This is a genomic window from Streptomyces thermoviolaceus, from assembly GCF_045209695.1.
GTDB classification, from domain to species: Bacteria; Actinomycetota; Actinomycetes; order Streptomycetales; family Streptomycetaceae; genus Streptomyces; species Streptomyces thermoviolaceus.
Genome location: NZ_CP109280.1, coordinates 3,247,363 through 3,271,058, shown reverse-complemented (window position 1 = coordinate 3,271,058; position 23,696 = coordinate 3,247,363). Strand labels below are relative to the sequence as shown.

Here is a 23,696-nt window from a genome sequence, read left to right as displayed (position 1 = left end):
AAGCGCGCGTCTGGGAGTCGCTGCTCAGCAGGGACGAACCGGCTTCCTCTGATCCCTCTCCCGCAGCCACGGTCGCGGGACCGCCCTCGGCCCGACGTACCGGCAGGCACCGCGGCCAGAGCAGGTTCCTGCGACGCAGTTGAGCCCCCGCCCTGGTCTCGGAAGAGCCTGCCGTTCCCCCGCGGCACGAGCCCCGTGGCCAGGGCGGGATTCCAGTGGTACCCCAGCGTGTAAGCGGCGGCCAGCTCCACCGGGGAGGCTCCTGGGAGCCGACTCGAACTTACGATCCGCGACGCATGGTGCCAAGGAGGCGACGTTCGCCACCAGCGCCGCCATGCCCTACCCCGGAACATTCGTGTTTGTTCCCGCCCCGATTCTCGGACCGACGAGCCAACATAGGCCCATGGCCCTGCTCAGCCCCGCTCAGCGGCTCGCTGCACACGTTCGGTCTGTCCTCGGCGACGGCCCGTTCCACCCGCCAGGTGGGTGGACCCACATGGGCGCTGTCATCTGCGACGCCAGCTTCCACGCGCGCTGTAAATATGAACTGACACTTCGGCCGAGGCTTCTTCGTCTCCAATCGGCGTGGCCTGACGCTTCCACGGTCCGCGGCTTCCGAGAACGACTCGCGACGGAGGATCTTGCCGTGGCGATGAACTTCAAGAGTCCCAGGAAGGTCGCGACGGCCCCCCGGCTGACCTTCGTCGTTGCCGGTGGTGCGGTCAGCCGCGCCACTCCACCAGGAGCAGCGTCGCGTCGTCCGTCGTGTGTCCGCCCCGTGCTCGCTTGAGGGTGTGCGACAGGGAGCGCGCCACCGCCCGGACCCCGCGACCGGTCCTCTCCAGCCGGTTCACGCAGTCGATCAGCTGGTCCTCACCGAACTGCTCCTCACCCACGGCGTGTTCCTCGATCAGTCCGTCCGTGAAGCAGAGGACGCGGTCTCCACGCTCCAGGTCCAGCTCACTGACCTCCGGCGCCGGCCCGCCCAGGCCGACCGGGAGGGTCGTGGGGGCGACCAGCCGACGCGCGACGCGGTGATCGCGCACGAGTATCGGTGGCGGGTGTCCCGCATTGACCCAGTGCATCCGCCCCGTGGCCGTGTCCAGCCGCATCATCTGGGCGGTGACGAAGTGGTCCGGGCCGAACTGGTGTACCACGGCGACGTCCATGGCGGCGTAGATCTCCGACAGGCCGGTGCCGAGGCGGCGGGCGTGACGGTAGGCGCCGATGGCCACGGTGGCCATGGTGGCCGCGCCCAGGCCGTGCCCCATCGCGTCGATCATGGCCACGTGGAGGATGTCACCGTTGAGCGCGTAGTCGAAGCTGTCCCCCGCCACGTCGTAGGCGGGCTCCAGGATCCCGGCCACGGCGACCCGCGGCATGACCATGGCCAGAGGCGGCAGCAGGGACCACTGGATCTCGGCGGCGACGCTCATCGGTTCACCGCGGCGGGTGGAGAAGAACAGGTCGGAGTAGCCGTGCTTGGTCACCAGCAGGTCGGCAACCAGGCCGGAGAGCCTGGCCAGCAGCCGCCGGTCGTCGTCATCGACCCGGTCCAGCGTCACGGCCATGACGCCCACCTGGTCGCCGCCGTCCAGCAGCGGCAGGTGGACCCGTACGCCGTCGGCCTCGGGCATCTCGACGGGCTGGGCGTCGAGAAAGCACCGGCCCGCGACGGAAGCGTCGATGTCCTGCGGATCCCCGCCCGTGAGGCCCTCACCGCGCAGAGGTACGAGCAGCAACTGGCCGTAGTCCTGGAGCAGCACCTGCGGACGGCGGCCGCCGAGCCGCTCCACCACGTCGGCGACCAGCGGTCCGATGAGGTGGGGCGGGAGCTCGTGCGCCCGGTCGAGAACCGCCCCCAGAAGCGCTTCCCCGAAGCTCTCGGAGCGGTCCGTGCCCGGTTCGGCCGTCATCAGCTCACCCACCGTGATCCACACGGACATCGGCGGCGGGGTCGACCGGCGAATGGACTACCCGTCCCATCACTCCATCATGGGCCGTGCTGTTCCCCTGCGCCCTCCCGGCCGAAGCTGTCCTCGACATGTGCCAAGGTGCGCTGAGCCGACAGCGGATTCCACGGATCGGCGGCGGCGGTCAACAGGCATTCGGCGGTTCCGGCCGGCTCGTCGGGCGGGACGACCAGCAGCTCCCAGCGCCCCAGGGTGCCGCAGTCCAGGGTGATGGCATGCTCCTCGGCGGTGGCGTCGCTCAGGACGACCTCGATCACGTGGTCCGGCGCCGACACGGTCAGTGGCGCGTCAGGCCAGGCCGCAGCGCCGACCGTGACGCGGGTGACCGTGCCACGGCCGGGGTCGAGCGAGCCCACGAGCGCGGGCAGCTCCAGTTCCAGGGCGTCGCAACGCGGCCACCACGCTCCGTCCAGCGGGCCGTGGCTGGCCTCCGGCGTGAGCCTCAGCCGGGCCAGCGGCATCCTGTACGTGTGCGCGTCACTCGGCGGCCGGTTTCCTGCGGGCGGTGTGGGGGAGTCCATCGTGCGATCCCGTCCGGGCGGCCTGGAGCTGCCCTCGTTCGCCACTCGCCGGGAACGGCGCTGTCCTGATCATGCGCCCGACATGCTCTCGGTGTCTTCAAGGCTACGCCCGGCTTGGAACGGCGGCCCGAGGCGCAGGCAGCGAAGATCCGCTCTCCCGGAACAGGGTCAGCACGCAAGGAGCGCCCCGACCGGGCAGCCCGACCATCTCCCCGTGGTTCCGCCAGCCCCACGAGTCGTAGGCGGCTTGTCCGGCCCGGTCGGCCGGAATCAGCAAGGCCACTCCGAGCTCGGTGCGCTCATCGGCCAGCAGACGCTGTTGCAGACGGCGGCCGATGTCGCGGCGCTGTGGGTGCTGGTGCGCCACGACCTGGGTGAGGAGCAGGAACCGGGCACAGCCGGTGAGCCGTTGGACGCTCTCCTGCAACCCCTGCTCGGACCGGCTGACGGGACTCACCGGAAACCCGAAGACGCACCCCACCAACACCGTCGTCTCGGCCACCAGCAGCGCGAAGCCAGGCCGTCGGGCGCTGACGGCAAGCCGCCGCAGGAAGTCGTCCCGCAGGAAGGGGCCGGCCACGGCCAGGTCGGCGATGTCCTCGCTCATCCCCTCCACCTGCCGGCGAGTCAGCCTGCGCAGGCGGATCCCGTCCTTGACGACCGGCGCACCGGCGCGGTCGCCGGACGTCTGCGTCCCGCCGGCCGACGGACCCGCCGCGGACGGGTCCAGCAGATCGCGGAGCAGGGGCGCGGAGCCGGTGAAGGCGAGGAGCCGGGTGATCTGCGCGCACGGATGGTGCAGGTGCAGGCAGGCGTGCACGCGGCCGGCATGCCGTGACGCCGCCAGGAAGACGTCCAGGCCCTTGGCGTCACAGGAGCCGACCGTGGTGAGATCGACGTCGATGGCGGTCATGCCGTCGCGCAGGCACTGCTCCAGCGCGGCCCGCAGCAGGGGCGCCGAGGCCGGCCAGATGTCGCCGACGAGCGTGACGAGGGCCCGCTCCCCCCGGTCACGCCGGTGGATGTCCAGGCGCTGCACGGCCATCACCCCGCCCTTCGGCAGGGAAACGCAACGACCAGGGAAGGGTGCGGAGTTGTTGTGATCGCGGCGGGCATGATTGCCGACCCGTCTCCGCACCGCCGCTCGGACGGCCCGGGGTTCGTCTCTCGCCGAGGACGACCCGGCAGGACGGCCGGAGTGCGTGATGCCCTCGGTATCTCCACCGTACGCCGCCGGCCGACTCGACCCGCAGCACCGGACGGGCTCACCCGTAAGGCCCGTAAGGAGCGCACCGCCTGCCGAGGCTCATGGAGACATCCGGGGCAGACGGCCCACTCGTGGGGCACACTGCCGTACCTCACGCCCGCCGGGTATCCGCTGAGGGCGGTCTCACACAAAACCGCCGCAGGTGGCCGCGCTTCCCGCTCACGCATCGCTCACGCAGGAGCCCGGAAACGAAGCAGCGTCCGAGCCAGCTGACGCCGGCTCGGACGCTGCGTAGCAGGTCAGGGGCCATATCCCCCGCCTACCAGCCGTAGGCCCTGTGGGACTCGAACCCACAACCAATGGATTAAAAGTCCACTGCTCTGCCAATTGAGCTAAGGGCCCAGGGCGATGGTGCCTCCCCGAGCATAGCCCGAGGAGGCCGCCGCGCAGATCGGGTATCGGCAAGCCGGTACCTGCGCGTCACGGATCGGCCGGTCGGCGGGTGCGGGGCGCCGGTCACCCGGCGGGCGGGCGAGCCGGAGAGTGTGATCCGCGCCACGTTCCGAATCGATCCTGCCCAGCACCCGACGGACAGGGCCCGTACGAACCAGGTCGTACGGGCCCTGCCGGATCGCCTCACACGGCGTCAGCCGTTGCGCTTCCAGCGCGGCTTGTCCTCGCGGCGGCCGAAGGAGCCGCCACCGCGGTGATCGTCCCGGCGGCCGTGGGGCCGCTCGTGGCCGCCCGAGCGGAAGCCGGGGCGGTCGTCACGGCGGTCCCGGTTGTACGGGCGGTCGCCGCCCCGGTGCCCGCCCCGCTCGTCACGGCGCGCCGGACGGTCGTCCCGGCGGAAACCGCCCCGGTCGTCCCGCCGGTCGAAGGAGCGGGAGGAACGGTCCCGGTCGAAACCACGGTCCCGGTCGAAACCACGGTCCCGGTCACGGTCTCCTCGGTCACGGCCGAAGCCGCCCCGGTCGTCCCGCCGGTCGTAGCTACGTCCGCCACGGTCGCGGTCGAAGCGGTCGCGGTCGAAGCCGCGCTCCCGGTCGCGGTCACGGTCGTCCCGGCGGAAGCCCCGGCCGCCCCGGTCACCCCGGTCACCACGATCGTCGTCGCGGCGCGCGAAACCGCGGTCGCGGTCCTGGTCCCGGTCACGGTCGAAGGAGCGCGCGGGCCGGTCGTCCCGGCGGAAACCCCGGTCGCCACGGTCGCCCCTGTCCTCCCGGCGGAAGCCGCCCCGGTCGTCCCGCCGCTCGTACGAACGCCCGCCACGGTCGCGGTCGAAGCCCCGGCCACGGTCGCGGTCGCGGTCACGGTCACGGTCACGGTCGTCCCGGCGGAAGCCGCGTTCCGTACGGTCCACGTCCTGCGGTCCCGGCTGCTCCGGCACCGACGCCTCGGCCACCCGCGCCGCCTCTGCCTGCGCCTGGGCCACCGCTGCCTCGGGGTCCTCGCCCCGCTCCCGCGCCACGCGGGCGATCAGCCGGTCGGCCTCCTCGCGCAGTTCCTCGGCGCGGCGCTGCGCCCGCTCCAGGTGCCGGGTCAGATACGCGACCTCACGCTCGGCCTGCTGCGCCGCGTTGGCCGCCGCCTCCGCCTGCACCTCGGTCATCGACCGGGCACCGGTGATCTCGGCGACCTCCGGGTCGAAGGCCGCACCGCCCTGGATGACGTGACGGGTGGCGTCCACCCCCGCGTCCTCCATCAGGCGGAAGATCTGCCGACGCTGGTGCGGCAGGGCCAGCGACACCACGGTGCCCGTACGGCCGGCCCGCGCGGTACGGCCGGCACGGTGCAGGTAGTCCTTGTGGTCACCGGCCGGGTCCACGTTGAGGACGAGGTCGATGCCGTCGACGTGGATGCCGCGCGCGGCGACGTCCGTGGCGACCAGGACGTTGACGTACCCGTCCTTGAAATCGGCCAGGGTGCGCGTCCGGGCGCCCTGGGTCATGCCGCCGTGCAGCGCGTCGGCCTTCACCCCGGCGGCACGCAGCTGCTCGGCGACACGGTCGGCACCCAGCTGGGTGCGCACGAAGATGATGGTGCGGCCCTTGCGGGAGGCGATCGCGGCCGTGACCGGCGCCTTGTCCTTGGGCTTCACGATCAGGATGTGATGCGACATGGTCGTCACCGCACCCTGGGCGGCGTCCACCTCGTGACTGACCGGGTCGGTCAGATAGCGGTCCACGAGTGTCTTGATCTCGTTCTCCATCGTCGCGGAGAACAGCATCCGCTGGCCGCCCGCCGGGACCTGGTCGAGCAGCTCGGTGACCTCCGGCAGGAAGCCCAGGTCGGACATCTGGTCCGCCTCGTCGAGCACCGCGATGCGCACGTCCTCGAGCGAGCAGGCACCGCGGTCGATGATGTCGCGGAGCCGGCCCGGGGTGGCGACCAGGACGTCGACGCCCTTCTCCAGGGCGTAGATCTGGTTGCCCATCGACGTGCCGCCGCAGACCACCTTCATCCGCAGCCCGAGCACGTCGCCGTACGGCTGGAGCGCGTCCGCCACCTGCATGGCCAGTTCACGGGTCGGCGTGAGGATCACGGCCCGCGGACGCTTCTTCTCGGTGCGGCCGCCGGCCAGCCGGGCCAGGGTCGGCAGACCGAAGGAGAGGGTCTTGCCGGAACCGGTGCGGCCCCGGCCGAGGATGTCCTTGCCCGCCAGGGCGTCCGGGATGGTCGCCGCCTGGATCGGGAAGGGAACGGTCACGCCGTTCTGCGCGAGCTTGCGCACCACGCTCTCGGGCAGCCCCAGATCGGCGAAGGTCAGCTCGCGCGCTCCGGACTCCCCGGCAGGCGCCGCGGTCCCCTCGGCGACGGAAACGGTGGTCTCGGGAGCCTCCTGGCTCCCGGCGGTGTCCTCGGCGCTGACGGGCACGACGACGTGGTCGGTACTGGCAAGGGTCATGCGAATGCGAAACCTTCCGGAGTCCTGTCGGCACGCGCCCGTCAACTCCGTGTTTTCGCATCATGACCGCCTCGATGCGGTCCGCCACGGCAAAGGAGAGTACGCGCCACACGGCGCGCTCTGAGGGGCGCCGGGCAAATGGGATCAAACGATCTACCACCATACGCACCGACCGGCCCTGAAAGCAAACCGGCCGACGAACCGCAGGCCGACCGTGGCCGTCCGCAGGCCATCAGCAGCCCGGCCGGCCACCCGGACCGGGCCACGGGCCGGCCCCGAGGGCACCCGGCCCGACCGCCGGCCCGGCGTCAGACCCGCACCTCCCCCACCCGGCCCAGCCCCGCCCACCTCGGCACCCGCTCTGGTTCCGGTTCGGGTTCCGGGACCAGCTCCTGATGATCCAGCTGCGTACCGGCGCCGGTCTCGGAAGCCGACGGCGACGGCTCGGCCTGTGTGGGCTCCGCCGTCGGGGACGGCGACGGCGAGGACTCCGGCGGTACCGACGGAGGCGCCACGGACGTCGCGGACGGCTCCGGCTCCTCCGGGACCGGAACCCCGGGACCCGGCCGCTCGGACGGCTCCGTCCGGCCGCCCGGTGTCGCCGCCGGCGCGCTGCCCGTCACCGTCCCGGAAGCCTCGGCCGACGGCCGCGCACCGTCCCCGCCGGGCCGGTGGTCCGCCCCGGGCCCACCGGAGCCGCCCCTGCCGCCCCCGGCCCGCCCGGTGATACCGCCGGACACCTCCGTCCCCCCGTCGGGAGTCGAACCGGCCCGCCGCCCCGCCGAGTGCGACGGCCGCGCCGTGTCCCCCGCATCCCCGCCCACGCTCACACAGCCCGCTGCGGCCGTGACGGCGACGACCGCGGCGGCAAGACGGACAGATGCGTACACGGGGCGCACGGCAGCCACCTTTCGACAACGACGAAGTCCCCGTGCCCAACTCCCCACGCCCGCAAGAGGACACGCCGCACCCGCACCGCGCCGGGCGCGGCGCCGCCGGCGCCTTTGTCAGCCGTAGCCCAGCGCGTGCAGGCGGGCGTCGTCGATGCCGAAATGGTGGGCGATCTCATGCACCACGGTGATCTCCGCCTCCGAGACGACCTCCTCCCGCGTCTGGCACATCCGCAGCGTCGGTCCCCGGTAGATCGTGATCCGGTCCGGCAGCACGCCCGCGTACCACTCCCCGCGCTCGGTCAGCGGGACACCCTCGTACAGCCCGAGCAGCTCGGGATCGTCCGCGGGCGGCTCGTCCTCGACGAACACCGCGACGTTGTCCATCAGCCGCGCCAGCTCCGGCGGGATCCGGTCCAGGGCCTCGGCGACCAGTTCCTCGAACTCCTCGCGCGTCATCTCCAGCACACGGCCATTGTCCGGGACACCCCCGCCCCCGCACCCGGCCCGCACCCCCTTTCCCGGGCGCACCTCCCGGCCCGGCCCGCTTCACCCCGCCCCCACCGGGCGTACACACCACGCATATCCGGCGCCACGGACGGGCATAGCCGACTAGGGCCATTCGTTCGATCACGCCGAACCGAGGAGCGGGGTCTCGTGCCGTGCAGCGCAGGGCGGAACACGGCGCCACAGCGGCGCCCGGGCATCGCACACCCACAGGGCCGGCCCGCCCGCTCACCCCACCAGCCCACCGACCCCGACAGCACGGCCCCCGGGCCGGCGCACCCGGCCTGACCCCGGCGTAGGAGCCCGATGGCCCGCCTCCGCCTCGCAGCCCTCAGCCGCCTCGTCACCCGCCTCACCCACCCCACCGGCCGCCGCCACCGCACCACCGGCCCCGGCGGCACCGGCCGCACCCGGTGGAAGCACCGCGCGGGACGAGCACCCGCCTCACCCGCCCTGGCACCACGGCGCACCCCCTGGCTCCGCGCCCTCGGCCTGATCGCCGTCGCCCTCGCCGGAGCCTGGCTCGGACTGCTCACCGTGGGCACCGTCCACGTCCCCGTCGGCCCCGTGAACACCACGATGGCCCTGCGCCCCTCCCTCGGCGGCGGCACCGAGATCACCGTCTCCCCGCTCGGCGCACTGCGCCTGGACAGCCACACCGCACCCGTCCGCCTCGACGTCGACGTCGACCAGCTCGACCCCGAACGCGCCCAGGACCTCGTCAACCACCCCGAACGGATCTCCGGCCTGCAACACCAGGTGGTCCACGACGTCGAGCACGCCGCCCTCGACGTGGCCCTGCGCTCCTGCGCCGCCGTGCTCCTCGGCGCCACCACCCTCGGCCTGGCCGTCTACCGGCGACCACGCCGCGCCCTGGCAGCCGGCGGCCTCGCCCTCGCCCTGCTCGGCGCCTCGGGAGCCACGGCCTACGCCACCTGGAACCCCAAATCGGTACTCGAACCGAGGTACTCCGGCCTGCTGTCCTCGGCCCCCTCGCTCGTCGGCAACGCACGCAGCATCGTCACCGAGTTCGACGCCTACCAGCAGGAGCTGGCCCGCCTCGTCACCAACGTCACCAAGCTGTACGAGACCACCTCCACGCTGCCCGTCTACCGGCCCGACCCCACGACCATCCGGGTCCTGCACGTCTCCGACATCCACCTCAACCCGGCGAGCTGGAAGATCATCGACTCGCTGGTGCAGCAGTACCAGGTCGACGTGATCGTCGACTCCGGCGACACCATGGACCACGGCACCGCCGCCGAGAACAGCTTCCTCGACCCCATCGAGGACCTCGGCGTGCCGTACGTCTGGGTCCGCGGCAACCACGACTCGGCCACCACCCAGCGCTACCTGGAGCGCATGAAGAACGTGCACGTCCTCGACGACGGCCGCGCCGAGACCGTCGCCGGCCTGCGCTTCGCCGGCATCGGCGACCCCCAGTTCACCCCCGACCGCTCCGTGGCACCCGGCGGAGACGCCGCCGAACGCCTGGCAGGCGACCGCCTGGCCACCGCACTGCGCGCCCAGCGCTCCGCCGGCACCCCGGTGGACGTCGCCGTCGTCCACGAACCGGCCGCGGCCCGCGAGACGGACGGCACCGTGCCGCTGGTGCTCTGCGGCCACCTGCATCACGAGGACACCGAGATCCTGCCCTTCGGCACCCGGCTGCGCGTGGAGGGCTCGACCGGCGGCAGCGGGCTGCGCGCGGTGGAGCAGGAGCGCCCCGCACCGGTGGAGGCCTCGATCCTCTACTTCGACCGCGACAACCGGCGCCTGCAGGCCTGGGACGAGATCGAACTGGGCGGGCTGGGCGAGGCGACGGCCGAGGTCAGCCGCCATCTCCCGGAGGAGAACCGGCCCGGCGCCTCCCCCGCGCCGACGTCCTCCTCGCCCTCGCCCCGATGAACGGTTTTGGCGATACCCCTCACCATCCCATATGCTTCTCACGTCCCCGACGCGCTGAGAAGCGCCCAGGCGGGCCGATAGCCCTCATCGTCTAGCGGCCTAGGACGCCGCCCTTTCAAGGCGGTAGCACGGGTTCGAATCCCGTTGGGGGCACGCAAGACGATGTGCGAAACTTGGCTTCATCGGTTCCGCGCAACCACATGGTCCTGTGGAGCAGTTTGGAGTGCTCGCCACCCTGTCAAGGTGGAGGCCGCGGGTTCAAATCCCGTCAGGACCGCAAAGACTTCGGAAGAGGTCTTGGCGGCTGGGTAGCTCAGTTGGTACGAGCGTCCGCCTGAAAAGCGGAAGGTCGCCGGTTCGACCCCGGCCCCAGCCACAGCACAGGCCCCGATCTTCGGATCGGGGCCTTGTTGTGTCCCGGGGTGTCCCGGGCTGGTGCCCTTCGACCGGTCAGCGGCCGGGGCGGCCGGGTAGGAGCGTCCACGTCCGCTGCCGGGGAGCCAGCCCCGGCTGTCGGCCCAGGGAGCGCAGGCGGCGGTTGTCGGTGACGCCGGCGGGACGGGCGAGCACCTGTCCGTCACTCGCAGGGGCGCCCCGGGGCGGCGGCCGCTTCGGGGTGGGTGCCGCGGCCCGCCGTAAATGGGTTCGCGTGGGATTTCCCGGAGGTGAGATCCTGGTTCGCGTATGTCTACGCACTCCGCCCCCGCCCTGGGCTCCCTCGCCTCCCGTCTGGCCGAGCTGTCGCTGCGTGATGCGCACCGGCTCGGGCGGCGGCTCGACGGCGCACGCAGGATCCGCAAGCCGGAGGCCCGCGCGGCCGTCCTCGCCGAGATCGAGGGGGAGATCGACAAGGCCGAGGCACGGATCGCGGCGCGGCGCGCCCGTGTGCCTAAGGTCCGCTATCCGGAGCAGCTGCCGGTCAGCCAGAAGAAGGACGAGATCGCGCAGGCGATCCGGGACCATCAGGTGGTCGTGATCGCCGGTGAGACCGGGTCCGGGAAGACGACGCAGATCCCGAAGATCTGTCTGGAGCTGGGCCGTGGGGTGCGCGGGATGATCGGGCACACCCAGCCGCGTCGTATCGCCGCCCGGACGGTTGCGGAGCGGGTGGCGGAGGAACTCGAGACGCCGCTCGGCGATGCGGTCGGCTGGAAGGTGCGATTCACCGATCAGGTGGATCCACAGGCCACGTTCATCAAGCTGATGACGGACGGCATCCTGCTGGCGGAGATCCAGAACGACCGGGAGCTGCGCGCCTACGACACGATCATCATCGACGAGGCGCACGAGCGGTCGCTGAACATCGACTTTCTGCTGGGGTATCTGGCGCAGCTGCTGCCGCGGCGGCCGGATCTGAAGGTCGTGATCACGTCGGCGACGATCGATCCGGAGCGGTTCTCCCGGCATTTCGGTGATGCGCCGATCATCGAGGTGAGCGGGCGGACGTATCCGGTCGAGGTGCGGTACCGGCCGCTGCTGGAGGAGGACTCGGAGGACGCGGACCGGGACCAGATCACCGCGATCACCGATGCCGTCGAGGAGCTGATGGCGGAGGGTCCGGGGGACATCCTGGTGTTCCTCTCGGGCGAGCGGGAGATCCGGGACACCGCGGACGCCCTGAACAAGAAGCAGTACCGGTTCACCGAGGTGCTGCCGTTGTATGCGCGCCTGTCGCATGCGGAGCAGCATCGGGTGTTCCAGCCGCACACGGGCCGTCGGATCGTGCTGGCGACGAATGTCGCGGAGACGTCGTTGACGGTGCCGGGCATCAAGTACGTCATCGACCCGGGTTTCGCGCGGATCTCCCGGTACAGTCACCGCACGAAGGTGCAGCGGCTGCCGATCGAGCCGATCTCGCAGGCGAGCGCGAATCAGCGCAAGGGTCGTTGTGGCCGTACGTCGGACGGTATCTGCATCCGGTTGTACAGCGAGGAGGATTTCCTCTCCCGGCCGGAGTTCACCGATGCGGAGATCCTGCGGACGAATCTGGCGTCGGTGATTCTGCAGATGACGGCGGCGGGTCTGGGGGACATCGAGAAGTTCCCGTTCATCGATCCGCCGGACCACCGGAACATCCGGGACGGTGTGCAGCTGCTGCAGGAGCTGGGGGCGCTGGATCCGACGCAGAAGGATCCGCGCAAGCGGCTCACGCCGATCGGGCGCAAGCTGGCGCAGCTGCCGGTGGATCCGCGGCTGGCGCGGATGGTGCTGGAGGCGGACAAGAACGGGTGTGCGCGGGAGGTCATGGTCATTGCCGCCGCGCTGTCGATCCAGGATCCGCGGGAGCGGCCGGCGGACAAGCAGGCGCAGGCCGATCAGCTGCATGCCCGTTTCAAGGACGAGACGAGCGATTTCCTCGCGTTTTTGAATCTGTGGCGGTATCTGCGGGAGCAGCAGAAGGAGCGGGGGTCCAGTTCGTTCCGCCGGATGTGCAAGCAGGAGTTCTTGAATTTCCTGCGCATCCGGGAGTGGCAGGACATCTATACGCAGCTGCGTACGGTGGCCAAGCAGATGGGGATCCATCTGAACGAGCAGGATGCTCCGGCGGACCGTATTCACATCTCGTTGCTGGCGGGTCTGCTGTCGCACATCGGGATGAAGGATGTGCGGGAGTCGAAGGACTCGGGTCCCGGGGCGCGCCGGGACGGTGGCCGGAACGAGTACCTGGGGGCGCGGAACGCGAAGTTCGCGATCTTCCCGGGGTCGGCGCTGTTCAAGAAGCCGCCGCGGTTCGTGATGGCGGCGGAGCTGGTGGAGACGTCGCGGCTGTGGGCGCGGGTGAACGCCAGGATCGAGCCGGAGTGGGTGGAGCCGCTCGCGGGTCACCTGGTGAAGCGGACGTACAGCGAGCCGCACTGGGAGAAGGACCAGGCGGCGGTGATGGCGTACGAGAAGGTGACGCTGTACGGGGTGCCGATCGTCGCCCGGCGGAAGGTGAACTACGGGCGGATCGACCCGGAGGTGAGCCGGGAGCTGTTCATCCGGCATGCGCTGGTGGAGGGCGACTGGCGCACCCATCACAAGTTCTTCGCGGACAACCGCCGGCTCCTGAGCGAGGTCGAGGAGCTGGAGCACCGGGCGCGGCGCCGGGACATCGTCGTGGACGACGAGACGCTGTTCGACTTCTACGACCAGCGGGTGCCCGCGCATGTGGTGTCCGGGGCGCATTTCGACTCCTGGTGGAAGCGCAAGCGGCAGGAGCAGCCGGACTTCCTGGACTTCGAGCGGGAGATGCTCGTCCGGGAGTCGGCTCAGGAGGTCACCAAGGCGGACTATCCGGACACCTGGCGGCAGGGGGATCTGAAGTTCCGGGTGACGTATCAGTTCGAGCCGGGTGCGGACGCCGACGGTGTGACGGTGCACATTCCGCTGCAGGTGCTGAACCAGGTCACCGGTGAGGGGTTCGACTGGCAGATCCCGGGGCTGCGCGAGGAGCTGGTGACGGAGCTGATCCGTTCGCTGCCGAAGCCGATCCGCCGCAACTATGTGCCGGCACCGAACTATGCGAAGGCGTTCCTCGAGAAGGCGCAGGTGTCGTCGGAGCCCTTGACGGTGGCCATGGCGCGTGAGCTGAAGCGGATGGTCGGGGTGCCGTTCGAGCCGGAGGACTTCGACTGGTCGAAGGTCCCCGACCACCTGAAGATCACGTTCCGGGTGGTGGACGAGCGGCGGCGCAAGCTGGCGGAGGACAAGGATCTGGAGGCGCTGAAGCTGCGGCTGAAGCCCAAGGCGCGCAAGGCGTTGTCGCGGGCGGCCGCGGCCAGTGCGGAGCGTGCGGGCGGTGTGTCGCTGGAGCGTTCGGGTCTGACGGACTGGACGATCGGCACGTTGCCGCGGGTGTTCGAAACCCGTCGGGCGGGTCAGCCGGTGAAGGCGTATCCGGCGCTGGTGGACGACGGGGACACGGTGTCTGTGCGGTTGTTCGACACCGAGGCGGAGCAGGCCGAGGCGATGTGGCGGGGGACGCGGCGGCTGCTGCTGCGGAACATCCCGGTCAATCCGGCGAAGTTCGCGAGTGACCGGCTGACGAACCAGCAGAAGCTGGCCTTGTCGGCGAATCCGCACGGTTCGATGCAGGCGTTGTTCGACGACTGTGCGACGGCTGCGGCGGACCGGCTGATCGCGGACCATGGCGGCCCGGTCTGGGACGAGGAGTCGTACCGGAAGCTGTTCGACACGGTCCGTGCGGAGATCGTGGATCTGACGGTGCGGACGGTGGGTCAGGTGCAGCAGGTGCTGGCGGCCTGGCAGGCGTGCGAGCGCCGGCTGAAGGGGGTGCGCTCCCCGGCGCTGCTGGCCAATCTGGCGGATGTGCGGCAGCAGTTGGACGCCCTGGTGAAACCGGGCTTCGTGACGGAGGCGGGCATACGGCGGCTGCCGGATCTGATGCGGTATCTGGTGGCCGCGGACCGTCGTCTGCAGCAGATGCCGGTGAACGTCCAGCGGGACACCACGCGCATGCAGAAGGTCCATGAGATGCAGGACGAGTACGCCTGGCTGCTGGAGCAGCTGCCGCAGGGCCGGCCGGTGCCGGAGCGGGTGCGGGAGATCCGCTGGATGATCGAGGAGCTGCGGGTCAGCTATTTCGCGCATGCGCTGGGGACGGCGTATCCGGTGTCGGACAAACGGATCGTGAAGGCGATCGACGCGGCGTTGGCGTGAGCGTGCGGGTACGTTGCGTGAGTTCGACCGGGGGCCCCGGCTCCTGTACAGTTTCTTCTCGCAGCGCACCGCACAAGCGATCGCGCCGCTGATGGTCCTGTGGAGCAGTTTGGAGTGCTCGCCACCCTGTCAAGGTGGAGGCCGCGGGTTCAAATCCCGTCAGGACCGCATCGGAGAAGGCCCGCCCCGGAACAGGGGGCGGGCCTTCGTGCTGCTCCCGCGGCGGGGCGGGGTGCGGGGTGGTGTCCGGTGTGTGCCGCGGTGCCTTGACGGCGTCACGTCCCCTGGGTACGCCAGAGGGCAGGGGCCGTTCCCGTACGGCCCGCTGGAGGTGGCGCATGTCGGCATCCCCCAGGCACGCGACACGGGCTCTGCTCCGCGCCCATCTCGCGGCCGCCTCGTCCTTCGGTCATCTCACCCCTTGCTGCCCGGTGTGCCGTCGTCTGCTGCGGCTGGCCATGGACGGTGCGGCGCCGACGGCCGGGCCCGGCGCCGCCGGGGGTGCACAGTCCGTGGTGCCGGTGCGAGCCCGGAAGGCTCCGAGGCCCCTGTGAGGGCGTTTCAGCCGTGTCTCCACGTGCGGGTCCGGGACGGCGCGGGTGCGGCTTCTGAGGGCCTTTCAGAGGCGCCTGACCGTGTGTCACACACGGGCCGGGTGGCGCGGGTCACGCAGGTCTTCGAGCGGTGTGCCGCCGGGTCCGGGCACCGCGGGGCGCCGCCGGTGGGCGGTCGGCGTGTCCCGTCGGCCGCCTTCCGGGCCGGCTGCCCGCGTGGTCGTTGAACGGTCAACTCCCTTGTGTGCAGGGGCCGATGAGGATGAAGCCGCCTCTTAGCGCACCTGGGCGGTGTGACACAAGCACCCGTTCGTGTGACGGGTGTCACGCCATGAAATTGCACGCGTACGGTCCTTACCACCGCCGCGCACGGCCTCAATTTAATATGTGCAATTGCACTGCCCTGCGGGGCGTTTCCGCAGCGACCGCACAGCCTCTCCCAGGGCCCGCCAGGGCCGCACACCGGCGCGCCGCACGGGCCCGCGGAAGAGCACAAAAAGATCGCGCTGGACCCGGCGGAGTCCAGCGCGATCGACGACGTACCCGCGTCACTCGCCCGATCGCTCGGGCGGTCCGGGTGTGGAACCTGTTGGGGCAGGTCCCGCGTCAGATGGAGCCAGAGGTGCCCCGGACGCCTCGGCAGGTTGGGGGACCCGGCCGTTTCGTCCGGTTCTGCGGGGGCTCAGGCCTCGCTACGCTGCTGCGGGATGCCCGCGAGCAGGGCGCGGACCTCGGCCTCGCGGTAGCGACGGTGCCCGCCGAGCGTGCGGATCGACGTGAGCTTGCCGGCCTTCGCCCAGCGCGTGACCGTCTTGGGGTCGACGCGGAACATGGTGGCGACCTCAGCCGGGGTCAGCAGCGGCTCGGCATCAGGGGTGCGAGCGGTCATGAGCGGCCTCCTCGGGAGAACCGAACCTTCTCGGTTCTTTCCTCTAAATTCTGCACCTTGACCCGCGTTGCCCGAAATGGCGGACGCGAGTCGAGTCGGTTATAGGACGAACGGCTTGTCCTCGGCACTACAACTACACCATCTGTCCAGCCCCGTCGGCCAAACCGATGGAATTGCCCTCCCAGGCGTCCATCAGCGACGGAACCCGATGGACCATGCCATAGCGGACAGTCACGCCGCCGTGACGATCAGTCACGGGGCGTCCAGGACATCACGGGACCCCCCAAAGCGTGCAATGCGGCGATTCCGTCCATAGTGCACCACATCTGGACGGAGAGAGCCCTCCCCGGACTCCTTGTCCTATTTTGGCACGAGGAGCGGCAACCGGGGCAAGAGTCTTGTACGTGCCGTCCGTCACCCTTGCGACAAAGGCACGGATCGCCGCCCTACGTCCCGTCAGGCGTGAATAAGCCTCGACGGTACGCGGTGGAGACCCGCCCGGTCCGTGACCGGGATCACTTCTGATGACGCGTCAGTTGGCGGACCGCAGGTCACGCACCGCCCGCCATCGCTGGACGAGACGGGCGTAGGCCTCGCCCGCCCCCGCTCCGTCACCGCGCCGCAGCGCCTCGATGCCCTCGGTCACATCCGCCGCCGAGTGGTCGTCCTCCAGGTCGCCGGCCGACAGCAGATGCACGAGCCCGCCGTAGTCCAGCTCCACCAGGGAGCGCGGGTGGAACTCCTCCAGCCAGCGCCCGACGTCCACCAGCGCGTCGATCAGCGGCGACTCGTCGACGGTCTGCCGCAGCGTGCGCAGCGCCCGCGCCACCCGCCGCCGCGCCTGCACCATCGGGGTGCGATAGCGCAGCAGCGGCGCCTCGTCGAGGGAATCACCGGCGCCGTCCGGCTCCCCGGGGCCCTTGACGTACTCCCGCTCCTCGTCGGAGACCAGCACGAACCAGCTCAGCGGCACCTGCCAGGTCGCCGTGCGGATCCACGGGCGGGCGTCGGGGTTGGCCATCCGCCAGCGCTCGTAGTCCTGGGTGGCCTGGCGCCGTACGACCGGGGGCAGCACCGCGTCCAGGACCACCGCCGGCAGCTCGTCGGCGAGGCCGTCCAGGGCCTGCCAGCCGCGCAGCCGGGTCCGCCAGGGGCACACGCACACCACCCCGTCGACGTCCAGCACGAACGCGTCCCGGCTCTCGTGCACCGGCACCGCCACCGGCGGGGTGGGCACCAGATCGGCCAGCGAACGGCGCAGCTCGTCCTGGTAGGAGGGCCGGTCGGAGCGGCGGGCGTAGTGCGACCAGTGGCTGCGCTCCGGCTCCGGGAAGGCGGCCAGCGGTTCGTACACCCGCAAGTAGGCCGCGTACGGCACGACCACCGAGGACACCGTGGGCACGTCTGCTCCCTCCCCCACCGGACCGGGGCGGAACCCTCCCGGCCCGCGCCCGGACGGACGGAAAAACACTGCAAATCGTCCCACGCCCGAGTGGGAACGTACTCCGGGGGAGGGTGATGCCGACCACTGCTCCCCGGACACACCGGGTCAGGGTCTAATCTCCTGGCACGGTCCCCGCCACCCTCACGGGGACCCGTCCCACCCGCCGCTACTTCATGGGAGTCACCACCGTGACCGACGTAACCGGCGCGCACACTGACGTCCTGCAGACCCTCTTCCGCTCGGAACAGGGCGGTCACGAGCAGGTCGTGCTCTGTCAGGACCGCGCCAGCGGCCTCAAGGCCGTCATCGCCATCCACAGCACCGCCCTCGGTCCCGCGCTGGGCGGTACCCGGTTCTACCCGTACGCCAGCGAGCAGGAGGCCGTCGCCGACGCGCTGAACCTCTCGCGCGGCATGTCCTACAAGAACGCCATGGCCGGGCTCGACCACGGCGGCGGCAAGGCCGTCATCATCGGCGACCCGGAGCTGATCAAGACCGAGGAGCTGCTGCTCGCCTACGGCCGGTTCGTCGCCTCCCTCGGCGGCCGGTACGTCACCGCCTGCGACGTCGGCACCTACGTGGCCGACATGGACGTCGTGGCGCGCGAGTGCCGCTGGACCACCGGCCGCTCCCCGGAGAACGGCGGCGCCGGCGACTCCTCGGTGCTCACCGCGTTCGGCGTCTACCAGGGCATGCGCGCCAGTGCCCAGCACCTGTGGGGCGACCCCACGCTGCGCGGGCGCAGGGTGGGCATCGCCGGTGTGGGCAAGGTCGGGCACCACCTGGTGGAGCACCTGCTGGACGAGGGCGCCGAGGTCGTGATCACGGACGTGCGACCGGAGGCGGTCCAGCGCGTCGTCGACGCCCACCCGCAGGTCACCACGGTCGCCGACACCGAGGCGCTGATCCGCACCGAGGGCCTGGACATCTACGCCCCGTGCGCTCTCGGCGGCGCCCTGAACGACCGCTCGGTGCCGGTGCTGACCGCGAAGGTGGTGTGCGGCGCGGCCAACAACCAGCTCGCGCACCCGGGCATCGAGAAGGACCTGGCCGACCGCGGGATCCTCTACGCACCCGACTACGTGGTGAACGCCGGCGGTGTCATCCAGGTCGCCGACGAGCTGCACGGCTTCGACTTCGACCGGTGCAAGGCCAAGGCCGCGAAGATCTTCGACACCACGCTCGAGATCTTCGCACGTGCGAAGGAAGACGGGATTCCGCCGGCCGCCGCGGCCGACCGGATCGCCGAGCAGCGGATGGCCGACGCCCGCGCGTGACGGCCGCGGTCCGCGGCGTCGCCGACGGCTCGGCGCCGGACCCGCGTCCTGCCCGCCGCGCCGGGCAGGACGCACCCGGGCAGGCCGTCGGACGGCTCACGGACGGCTCTCGGACGCCGTCCGGGCCCCGGCCCCCCTCAGGGCACGGCAAGCCGCTCCGCACGGGCGCGGCGGGACGGGTGCCGGTGGGTGCCGGGGCCCGGCGCGCCGCGGACCCCGCTGCCCGCGGGACGGTGCACGGGCGGTCACCGGGCCGCCCCGCCGGCGTCCGGGCCGGGCTGCGGCCGCGCACGGGCCGGGCTGCGGCCGCACGCACCTCACGACCTCCCCGGCACGCCTCCGCTCTTTCCGGGCCACGGCCCACAGGTCGGGTCCAGGAGCCGGGCGATGAGGCGTTGCGTGTGCGACGAACCACACCGGGGGCCGGGCGGCGATCCCGGCCGGCCCCCGCTGGTTCGCCGACGGGCCACCGCCGGGGTGCGGGCCACCGCCGGGGTGACGGCGGGTGCGCGCTTGGCGCGAATCAGCCCCTGTCCCTGCGGACCGTGAACGTCCGTGCGCGCACCGATGACGTATCTTTGACCGGTACCTGCCGGTGGAGGGATGGAGACAACTCTCACGTCGACCGGCGGGTCGTCCGCCCGGAAGTGGTTAAAATCGCCACTGACCAGCAAGGACGGGGTTCCTGGACGGTCCTGCGCACACGCGCGTCCTGCGGGCGACGTACCGTATGGCCGCGGGCTCAGGTACCGTGGAAGCCCTACGGACCGGTCTCTCCGGACGAGAGCCCGTTCCAGATCATGAACGCGTGTCAAGACTCTGGGGCTGTCGAGCCCCGTCGTTGAGGGGGTCGAGCCATGGGGCGCGGCCGGGCCAAGGCCAAGCAGACGAAGGTCGCCCGCCAGCTGAAGTACAACAGCGGTGGGATGGACCTCTCACGCCTGGCCGAGGAGCTGGGCGCATCGACGTCGAGCCAGTCGCCGAACGGCGACCGCTTCGCGGACGATGAGCACGACGACGACCTGTACGCACGGTACGCCGACCTGTACGAGGACGACGACGACGAAGAGGACGAGGACTCCTCGGCCTCGCACCAGCGTCGCCGCGGCGCTTGACCTTGCATCGACCACTGCCCGGTCCGTGATTCCGCCACGGACCGGGTTCTGTGCTGCTCGCGCACACGGCACAGGGTGCCCCGGGCGGCGGGCCGGGTCCCCCGGCCGGTCTCCCGGCCGCCGGTTCCCCGGCCCCGCAGGTCAGTTCGCGTAGTCACCCACCAGCGCCGCGCCCGTGGTGTGCTCGCCACGCTGCGTGATCTCGCCCGCGACCCAGGCGTCGACGCCCCGGTCCGCCAGCGTGGCCAGGGCCACGTCGGCGGAGTCGGCGGGCACGATCGCGATCATGCCGACGCCCATGTTGAGGGTCTTCTCCAGCTCGAGCCGTTCCACCGCGCCGGTCCGGCCGACCAGGTCGAACACGGGTGCCGGGGTCCAGGTGGAGCGGTCGACCACGGCGTGCAGTCCGTCCGGGATCACCCGGGCGAGGTTGGCGGCGAGCCCACCGCCGGTGATGTGGCTGAAGGCGTGCACCTCGGTGGTGCGGGTGAGCGCCAGGCAGTCCAGCGAGTAGATCCGGGTCGGCTCCAGCAGCTCCTCGCCGAGGGTGCGGCCCAGCTCGTCGATGTGCGCGTCCAGCGACAGCCCGGCCTGGTTCAGCAGGACGTGCCGCACCAGCGAGTACCCGTTGGAGTGAAGCCCGGAGGACGCCATCGCGATCACGGTGTCGCCCTCGCGGATGCGGTCGGCGCCCAGCAGCCGGTCGGCCTCCACGACACCCGTGCCGGCACCGGCGACGTCGAAGTCGTCCTCGCCGAGCAGACCGGGGTGCTCGGCCGTCTCGCCGCCCACCAGGGCGCAGCCGGCCAGCACACAGCCCTCGGCGATGCCCTTGACGATGGCCGCGACCCGCTCGGGGTGGACCTTGCCGACACAGATGTAGTCGGTCATGAACAGCGGTTCCGCGCCGCACACCACGATGTCGTCCATCACCATGGCGACCAGGTCGCGGCCGATGGTGTCGTACACGCCCAGCTGCCGGGCGATGTCGACCTTGGTGCCGACGCCGTCCGTGGCGGAGGCGAGCAGCGGGCGCTCGTAGCGCTTGAGGGCGGAGGCGTCGAAGAGGCCGGCGAAACCGCCGAGGCCGCCGAGGACCTCGGGGCGCCGGGTCTTCTTCACCCACTCCTTCATCAGCTCGACCGCGCGGTCGCCCGCCTCGATGTCGACGCCGGCAGCCGCGTAGGAAGCACCGGACGCACCGGTGGTGGTCTCAGACATTGCCTGGGATCTTTCGGGTCGTGATTACGGGGCTGACGGGCGCCTACGGGCGACGGACCGCGTCGGCCGCGGCCGGGGCGGCGGGGCCCGCGGCCAGCTCGGTCTCCAGCAGCTGCTTGCCCAGCCGCTCCGGGTCGGGCAGCTCCACCGGGTACTCGCCGTCGAAGCAGGCGCGGCACAGGTTCGGCTTGGCGATGGTGGTCGCCTCGATCATGCCGTCGAGGGAGATGTACGCCAGCGAGTCGGCGCCGAGCGAGGCACCGATCTCCTCGATGGTCATGCCGTTGGCGATGAGTTCGGCGCGGGTCGCGAAGTCGATGCCGAAGAAGCACGGCCACTTCACGGGCGGCGAGGAGATCCGCACATGGACCTCGGCGGCGCCGGCCTCGCGGAGCATGCGGACCAGGGCACGCTGGGTGTTGCCGCGCACGATCGAGTCGTCGACGACGACCAGCCGCTTGCCCTTGATGACGTCCTTCAGCGGGTTGAGCTTCAGGCGGATGCCGAGCTGGCGGATGGTCTGCGAGGGCTGGATGAAGGTGCGGCCGACGTAGGAGTTCTTCACCAGGCCGTTGCCGAAGGGGATGCCGGAGGCCTCCGCGTAGCCGATGGCGGCGGGGGTGCCCGACTCCGGTGTCGCTATCACCAGGTCGGCCTCGACCGGGGACTCCTTCGCCAGACGGCGGCCCATCTCCACGCGGGAGAGGTACACGTTGCGGCCGGCGATGTCGGTGTCGGGGCGGGCCAGGTAGACGTACTCGAAGACGCAGCCCCGGGGCCTGGCCGGTGCGAACCGGGAGGCACGGAGCCCGTTCTCGTCGATGGCGACGAACTCGCCCGGCTCGATCTCCCGGACGAAGGTGGCGCCGGTGATGTCCAGCGCGGCGGTCTCGGACGCGACGACCCAGCCGCGCTCCAGGCGGCCCAGCACGAGCGGCCGGATGCCCTGCGGGTCACGGGCGGCGTAGAGGGTGTGCTCGTCCATGAAGACGAGGGAGAAGGCGCCCTTGGCCTTCGGCAGGACCCGGTGGGCGGCCTGCTCGACGGTCAGCGGCTTGCCGTCGTCGTCGACCTGGGCGGCCAGCAGGGCCGTGAGCAGGTCGGTGTCGTTGGTGGCCGCGACCCGGGTGGAGCGGCTGTTGTTGTCGTTGGGCAGCGCGGCGACCATCTCGGCGAGTTCCGCCGTGTTGACCAGATTGCCGTTGTGGCCGAGCGCGATGGAGCCGTGCGCCGTGGCGCGGAAGATGGGCTGGGCGTTCTCCCAGACGGAGGCGCCGGTGGTCGAGTAGCGGGCGTGGCCGACCGCGATGTGGCCCTGCAGCGAGCTGAGCGACGTCTCGTCGAAGACCTGGGAGACCAGGCCCATGTCCTTGAAGACGAGGATCTGGGAGCCGTTGCTGACCGCGATTCCCGCGGATTCCTGACCCCGATGCTGGAGGGCGTAGAGCCCGAAGTACGTGAGCTTGGCGACCTCTTCACCCGGAGCCCAGACTCCGAAGACGCCGCAGGCGTCCTGGGGGCCCTTCTCACCGGGGAGCAGGTCGTGGTTGAGTCGTCCGTCACCACGTGGCACGCCCCCGAGTGTAGGCGAGGCCGTCCACTGGTCCGAATTGGGGACGAACGGCGCCCCGCGCCGCCCCGGCCCGCCCCCACGGCACTCCGTCCGGCGTTTGCGCAGGTCAGGCGGGTCGGGTGGGGCGCGGTCCCGGTCCTGCCCCGCGGCGGCGCACCGGCCGCGCGCGAGGCGGGTGCACGTGAGGTGCCACACATCCGGCAGGTGCCTCGGGCGCATGCGTGCAGGTCAGGCCAGCATCGGCAGCAGACCCGCGAGGTCGGCCCGCTCCCCGCTCGCGCTCACCTTCGCCTGCGCGACGGCGTCCCGCCAGGCGGTCCGTCCGCAGGCCAGCCGGATCCAGGTCAACGGGTCGGTCTCGACGACGTTGGGCGGCGTGCCCCGGGTGTGCCGCGGCCCCTCGACGCACTGCACGACCGCGTAGGGCGGGATCCGCACCTCGGTGGAGGCGCCGGGTGCCTTGACGGCCAGCGCGTCGGCCAGGAGCCGGGTGGCGGCCGCGAGGGCCTGGCGGTCCTGGGGGACGTCCAGGCCCGGCACCGCGGCGTTCAGGTCGTCGGTGTGGACGACCAGCTCCACGGCACGGGTGACCAGGTAGTCGGTGAGCGGCAGGGCGCCCACGTGCGTGGCGAGCAGCCGGGTGCCGGGGTGGCTGTCGAGCTGCTCGGTCAGGTCCCGTTCCACCTCGGCGAGGTAGGCACCGAGGTCGGGCCGCTCCCCGGCGAGACGCCGGGTGAAGTCGTCGACGGCCGCGGCGTTCGCGGCGGTGGCGAAGGGCCAGTCGAGCAACGCCGCGTCCTGCCGGGCCGGCTCGTCCTGCTCCAGGGCCCGTCCGACGGCCGAGACCGCCATGCCGATGTGTGCGGCCAGCTCCCGCACGGTCCACCCCGCGAGGCGGGTGGGCAGGGCCAGCTGCTCGGGTGTCAGCCGGTCGACGGCGTGCCGGACGTGGCCGAGCTGGGCGAGCACGGCGGCACGCGTCCTGGCGGGGTCGTAGCTCCGGGTGCGTTTCTTGGCCGAGGGCATGGCGGGAGCCTAACGGCGTCG

General features: G+C 71.5%; 15 protein-coding genes and 5 tRNA genes. 9 read left to right on the top strand and 11 right to left on the bottom strand.

The annotated features are described in order from the left end of the window. Positions 1-722: 722 nt before the first annotated feature. The 6 genes from OG899_RS14310 to OG899_RS14285 all read right to left on the bottom strand — a co-directional run bounded on the left by OG899_RS14310 (position 723) and on the right by OG899_RS14285 (position 7,967). Positions 723-1,946 carry a PP2C family protein-serine/threonine phosphatase gene (locus tag OG899_RS14310; protein WP_229814390.1) on the bottom strand — a complete coding sequence of 408 codons (1,224 nt, stop codon included), beginning with the start codon at positions 1,944-1,946 and terminating at the stop codon, positions 723-725. A 47-nt stretch (positions 1,947-1,993) separates the two neighbouring features. Further along, positions 1,994-2,434 carry a DUF5994 family protein gene (locus OG899_RS14305; RefSeq protein ID WP_125499780.1) on the bottom strand — a complete coding sequence of 147 codons (441 nt, stop codon included), beginning with the start codon at positions 2,432-2,434 and terminating at the stop codon, positions 1,994-1,996. Positions 2,435-2,597: 163 nt separating this feature from the next. Further along, on the bottom strand, positions 2,598-3,539 hold the full coding sequence (locus OG899_RS14300) for an STAS domain-containing protein (RefSeq protein WP_125499781.1): 942 nt from the start codon (positions 3,537-3,539) through the stop codon (positions 2,598-2,600). Positions 3,540-4,030: 491 nt separating this feature from the next. Beyond that, a tRNA-Lys gene (locus OG899_RS14295) sits at positions 4,031-4,103 on the bottom strand. Positions 4,104-4,347: 244 nt separating this feature from the next. Further along, on the bottom strand, positions 4,348-6,609 hold the full coding sequence (locus tag OG899_RS14290) for a DEAD/DEAH box helicase (RefSeq protein ID WP_189428441.1): 2,262 nt from the start codon (positions 6,607-6,609) through the stop codon (positions 4,348-4,350). A gap of 1,007 nt (positions 6,610-7,616) precedes the next feature. Further along, positions 7,617-7,967 carry a metallopeptidase family protein gene (locus OG899_RS14285; protein ID WP_125499845.1) on the bottom strand — a complete coding sequence of 117 codons (351 nt, stop codon included), beginning with the start codon at positions 7,965-7,967 and terminating at the stop codon, positions 7,617-7,619. A 345-nt stretch (positions 7,968-8,312) separates the two neighbouring features. Here OG899_RS14285 and OG899_RS14280 point away from each other — a divergent pair, with 345 nt between their 5' ends. The 7 genes from OG899_RS14280 to OG899_RS14250 all read left to right on the top strand — a co-directional run bounded on the left by OG899_RS14280 (position 8,313) and on the right by OG899_RS14250 (position 15,130). After that, on the top strand, positions 8,313-9,914 hold the full coding sequence (locus OG899_RS14280; RefSeq protein ID WP_125499844.1) for a metallophosphoesterase: 1,602 nt from the start codon (positions 8,313-8,315) through the stop codon (positions 9,912-9,914). Between the two features lie 80 nt (positions 9,915-9,994). Beyond that, positions 9,995-10,067 (top strand) — tRNA-Glu (locus tag OG899_RS14275). 49 nt (positions 10,068-10,116) lie between these two features. Next, positions 10,117-10,191, top strand: a tRNA-Asp gene (locus OG899_RS14270). Between the two features lie 25 nt (positions 10,192-10,216). After that, positions 10,217-10,290: transfer RNA gene (locus tag OG899_RS14265), tRNA-Phe, on the top strand. Positions 10,291-10,598: 308 nt separating this feature from the next. Beyond that, entirely contained in the window at positions 10,599-14,576 is a 3,978-nt protein-coding gene (hrpA, locus tag OG899_RS14260; RefSeq protein ID WP_189428440.1) for an ATP-dependent RNA helicase HrpA, read from the top strand. Between the two features lie 93 nt (positions 14,577-14,669). Beyond that, positions 14,670-14,744 (top strand) — tRNA-Asp (locus OG899_RS14255). Between the two features lie 170 nt (positions 14,745-14,914). Beyond that, positions 14,915-15,130, top strand: a complete 216-nt coding sequence (locus OG899_RS14250; RefSeq protein ID WP_125499842.1) for a DUF6274 family protein — start codon at positions 14,915-14,917, stop codon at positions 15,128-15,130. Positions 15,131-15,812: 682 nt separating this feature from the next. On the opposite strand, the gene bldC is transcribed toward OG899_RS14250, so the two are convergent. Both bldC and OG899_RS14240 read right to left on the bottom strand, forming a co-directional pair. Beyond that, positions 15,813-16,019: a developmental transcriptional regulator BldC gene (gene bldC / locus OG899_RS14245; protein WP_003949541.1), complete on the bottom strand. Its 207-nt coding sequence runs from the start codon at positions 16,017-16,019 to the stop codon at positions 15,813-15,815. A 532-nt stretch (positions 16,020-16,551) separates the two neighbouring features. Beyond that, positions 16,552-17,421: a hypothetical protein gene (locus tag OG899_RS14240; RefSeq protein ID WP_125499841.1), complete on the bottom strand. Its 870-nt coding sequence runs from the start codon at positions 17,419-17,421 to the stop codon at positions 16,552-16,554. A gap of 230 nt (positions 17,422-17,651) precedes the next feature. On the opposite strand from OG899_RS14240, the gene OG899_RS14235 reads away from it, so the two are divergent. Further along, positions 17,652-18,740 (top strand): Glu/Leu/Phe/Val dehydrogenase dimerization domain-containing protein, encoded by a 1,089-nt coding sequence (locus tag OG899_RS14235; RefSeq protein ID WP_125499840.1) that lies wholly within the window; start codon positions 17,652-17,654, stop codon positions 18,738-18,740. Between the two features lie 857 nt (positions 18,741-19,597). Beyond that, positions 19,598-19,855 (top strand): DUF3073 domain-containing protein, encoded by a 258-nt coding sequence (locus OG899_RS14230; protein WP_125499839.1) that lies wholly within the window; start codon positions 19,598-19,600, stop codon positions 19,853-19,855. Positions 19,856-19,996: 141 nt separating this feature from the next. Here OG899_RS14230 and purM read toward each other — a convergent pair whose 3' ends face one another. The 3 genes from purM to OG899_RS14215 form a co-directional block, all read right to left on the bottom strand. Further along, a complete protein-coding gene (gene purM, locus OG899_RS14225) occupies positions 19,997-21,076 on the bottom strand; it encodes a phosphoribosylformylglycinamidine cyclo-ligase (protein ID WP_125499838.1) in 1,080 nt (359 codons plus the stop codon). 43 nt (positions 21,077-21,119) lie between these two features. Further along, positions 21,120-22,649: an amidophosphoribosyltransferase gene (purF, locus tag OG899_RS14220; protein ID WP_125499837.1), complete on the bottom strand. Its 1,530-nt coding sequence runs from the start codon at positions 22,647-22,649 to the stop codon at positions 21,120-21,122. Between the two features lie 228 nt (positions 22,650-22,877). Continuing rightward, entirely contained in the window at positions 22,878-23,675 is a 798-nt protein-coding gene (locus OG899_RS14215) for a maleylpyruvate isomerase family mycothiol-dependent enzyme (RefSeq protein WP_125499836.1), read from the bottom strand. Positions 23,676-23,696: the final 21 nt, after the last annotated feature.

Coding starts and splice junctions, on each gene's coding strand:
- OG899_RS14310 (WP_229814390.1), bottom strand. CDS start 1,946: ATGTCCGTGTGGATCACGGTGGGTGAGCTGATGACGGCCGAACCGGGC.
- OG899_RS14305 (WP_125499780.1), bottom strand. CDS start 2,434: ATGCCGCTGGCCCGGCTGAGGCTCACGCCGGAGGCCAGCCACGGCCCG.
- OG899_RS14300 (WP_125499781.1), bottom strand. CDS start 3,539: ATGGCCGTGCAGCGCCTGGACATCCACCGGCGTGACCGGGGGGAGCGG.
- OG899_RS14290 (WP_189428441.1), bottom strand. CDS start 6,609: ATGACCCTTGCCAGTACCGACCACGTCGTCGTGCCCGTCAGCGCCGAG.
- OG899_RS14280 (WP_125499844.1), top strand. CDS start 8,313: ATGGCCCGCCTCCGCCTCGCAGCCCTCAGCCGCCTCGTCACCCGCCTC.
- hrpA (WP_189428440.1), top strand. CDS start 10,599: ATGTCTACGCACTCCGCCCCCGCCCTGGGCTCCCTCGCCTCCCGTCTG.
- OG899_RS14250 (WP_125499842.1), top strand. CDS start 14,915: ATGTCGGCATCCCCCAGGCACGCGACACGGGCTCTGCTCCGCGCCCAT.
- bldC (WP_003949541.1), bottom strand. CDS start 16,019: ATGACCGCTCGCACCCCTGATGCCGAGCCGCTGCTGACCCCGGCTGAG.
- OG899_RS14230 (WP_125499839.1), top strand. CDS start 19,598: ATGGGGCGCGGCCGGGCCAAGGCCAAGCAGACGAAGGTCGCCCGCCAG.
- purM (WP_125499838.1), bottom strand. CDS start 21,076: ATGTCTGAGACCACCACCGGTGCGTCCGGTGCTTCCTACGCGGCTGCC.
- OG899_RS14215 (WP_125499836.1), bottom strand. CDS start 23,675: ATGCCCTCGGCCAAGAAACGCACCCGGAGCTACGACCCCGCCAGGACG.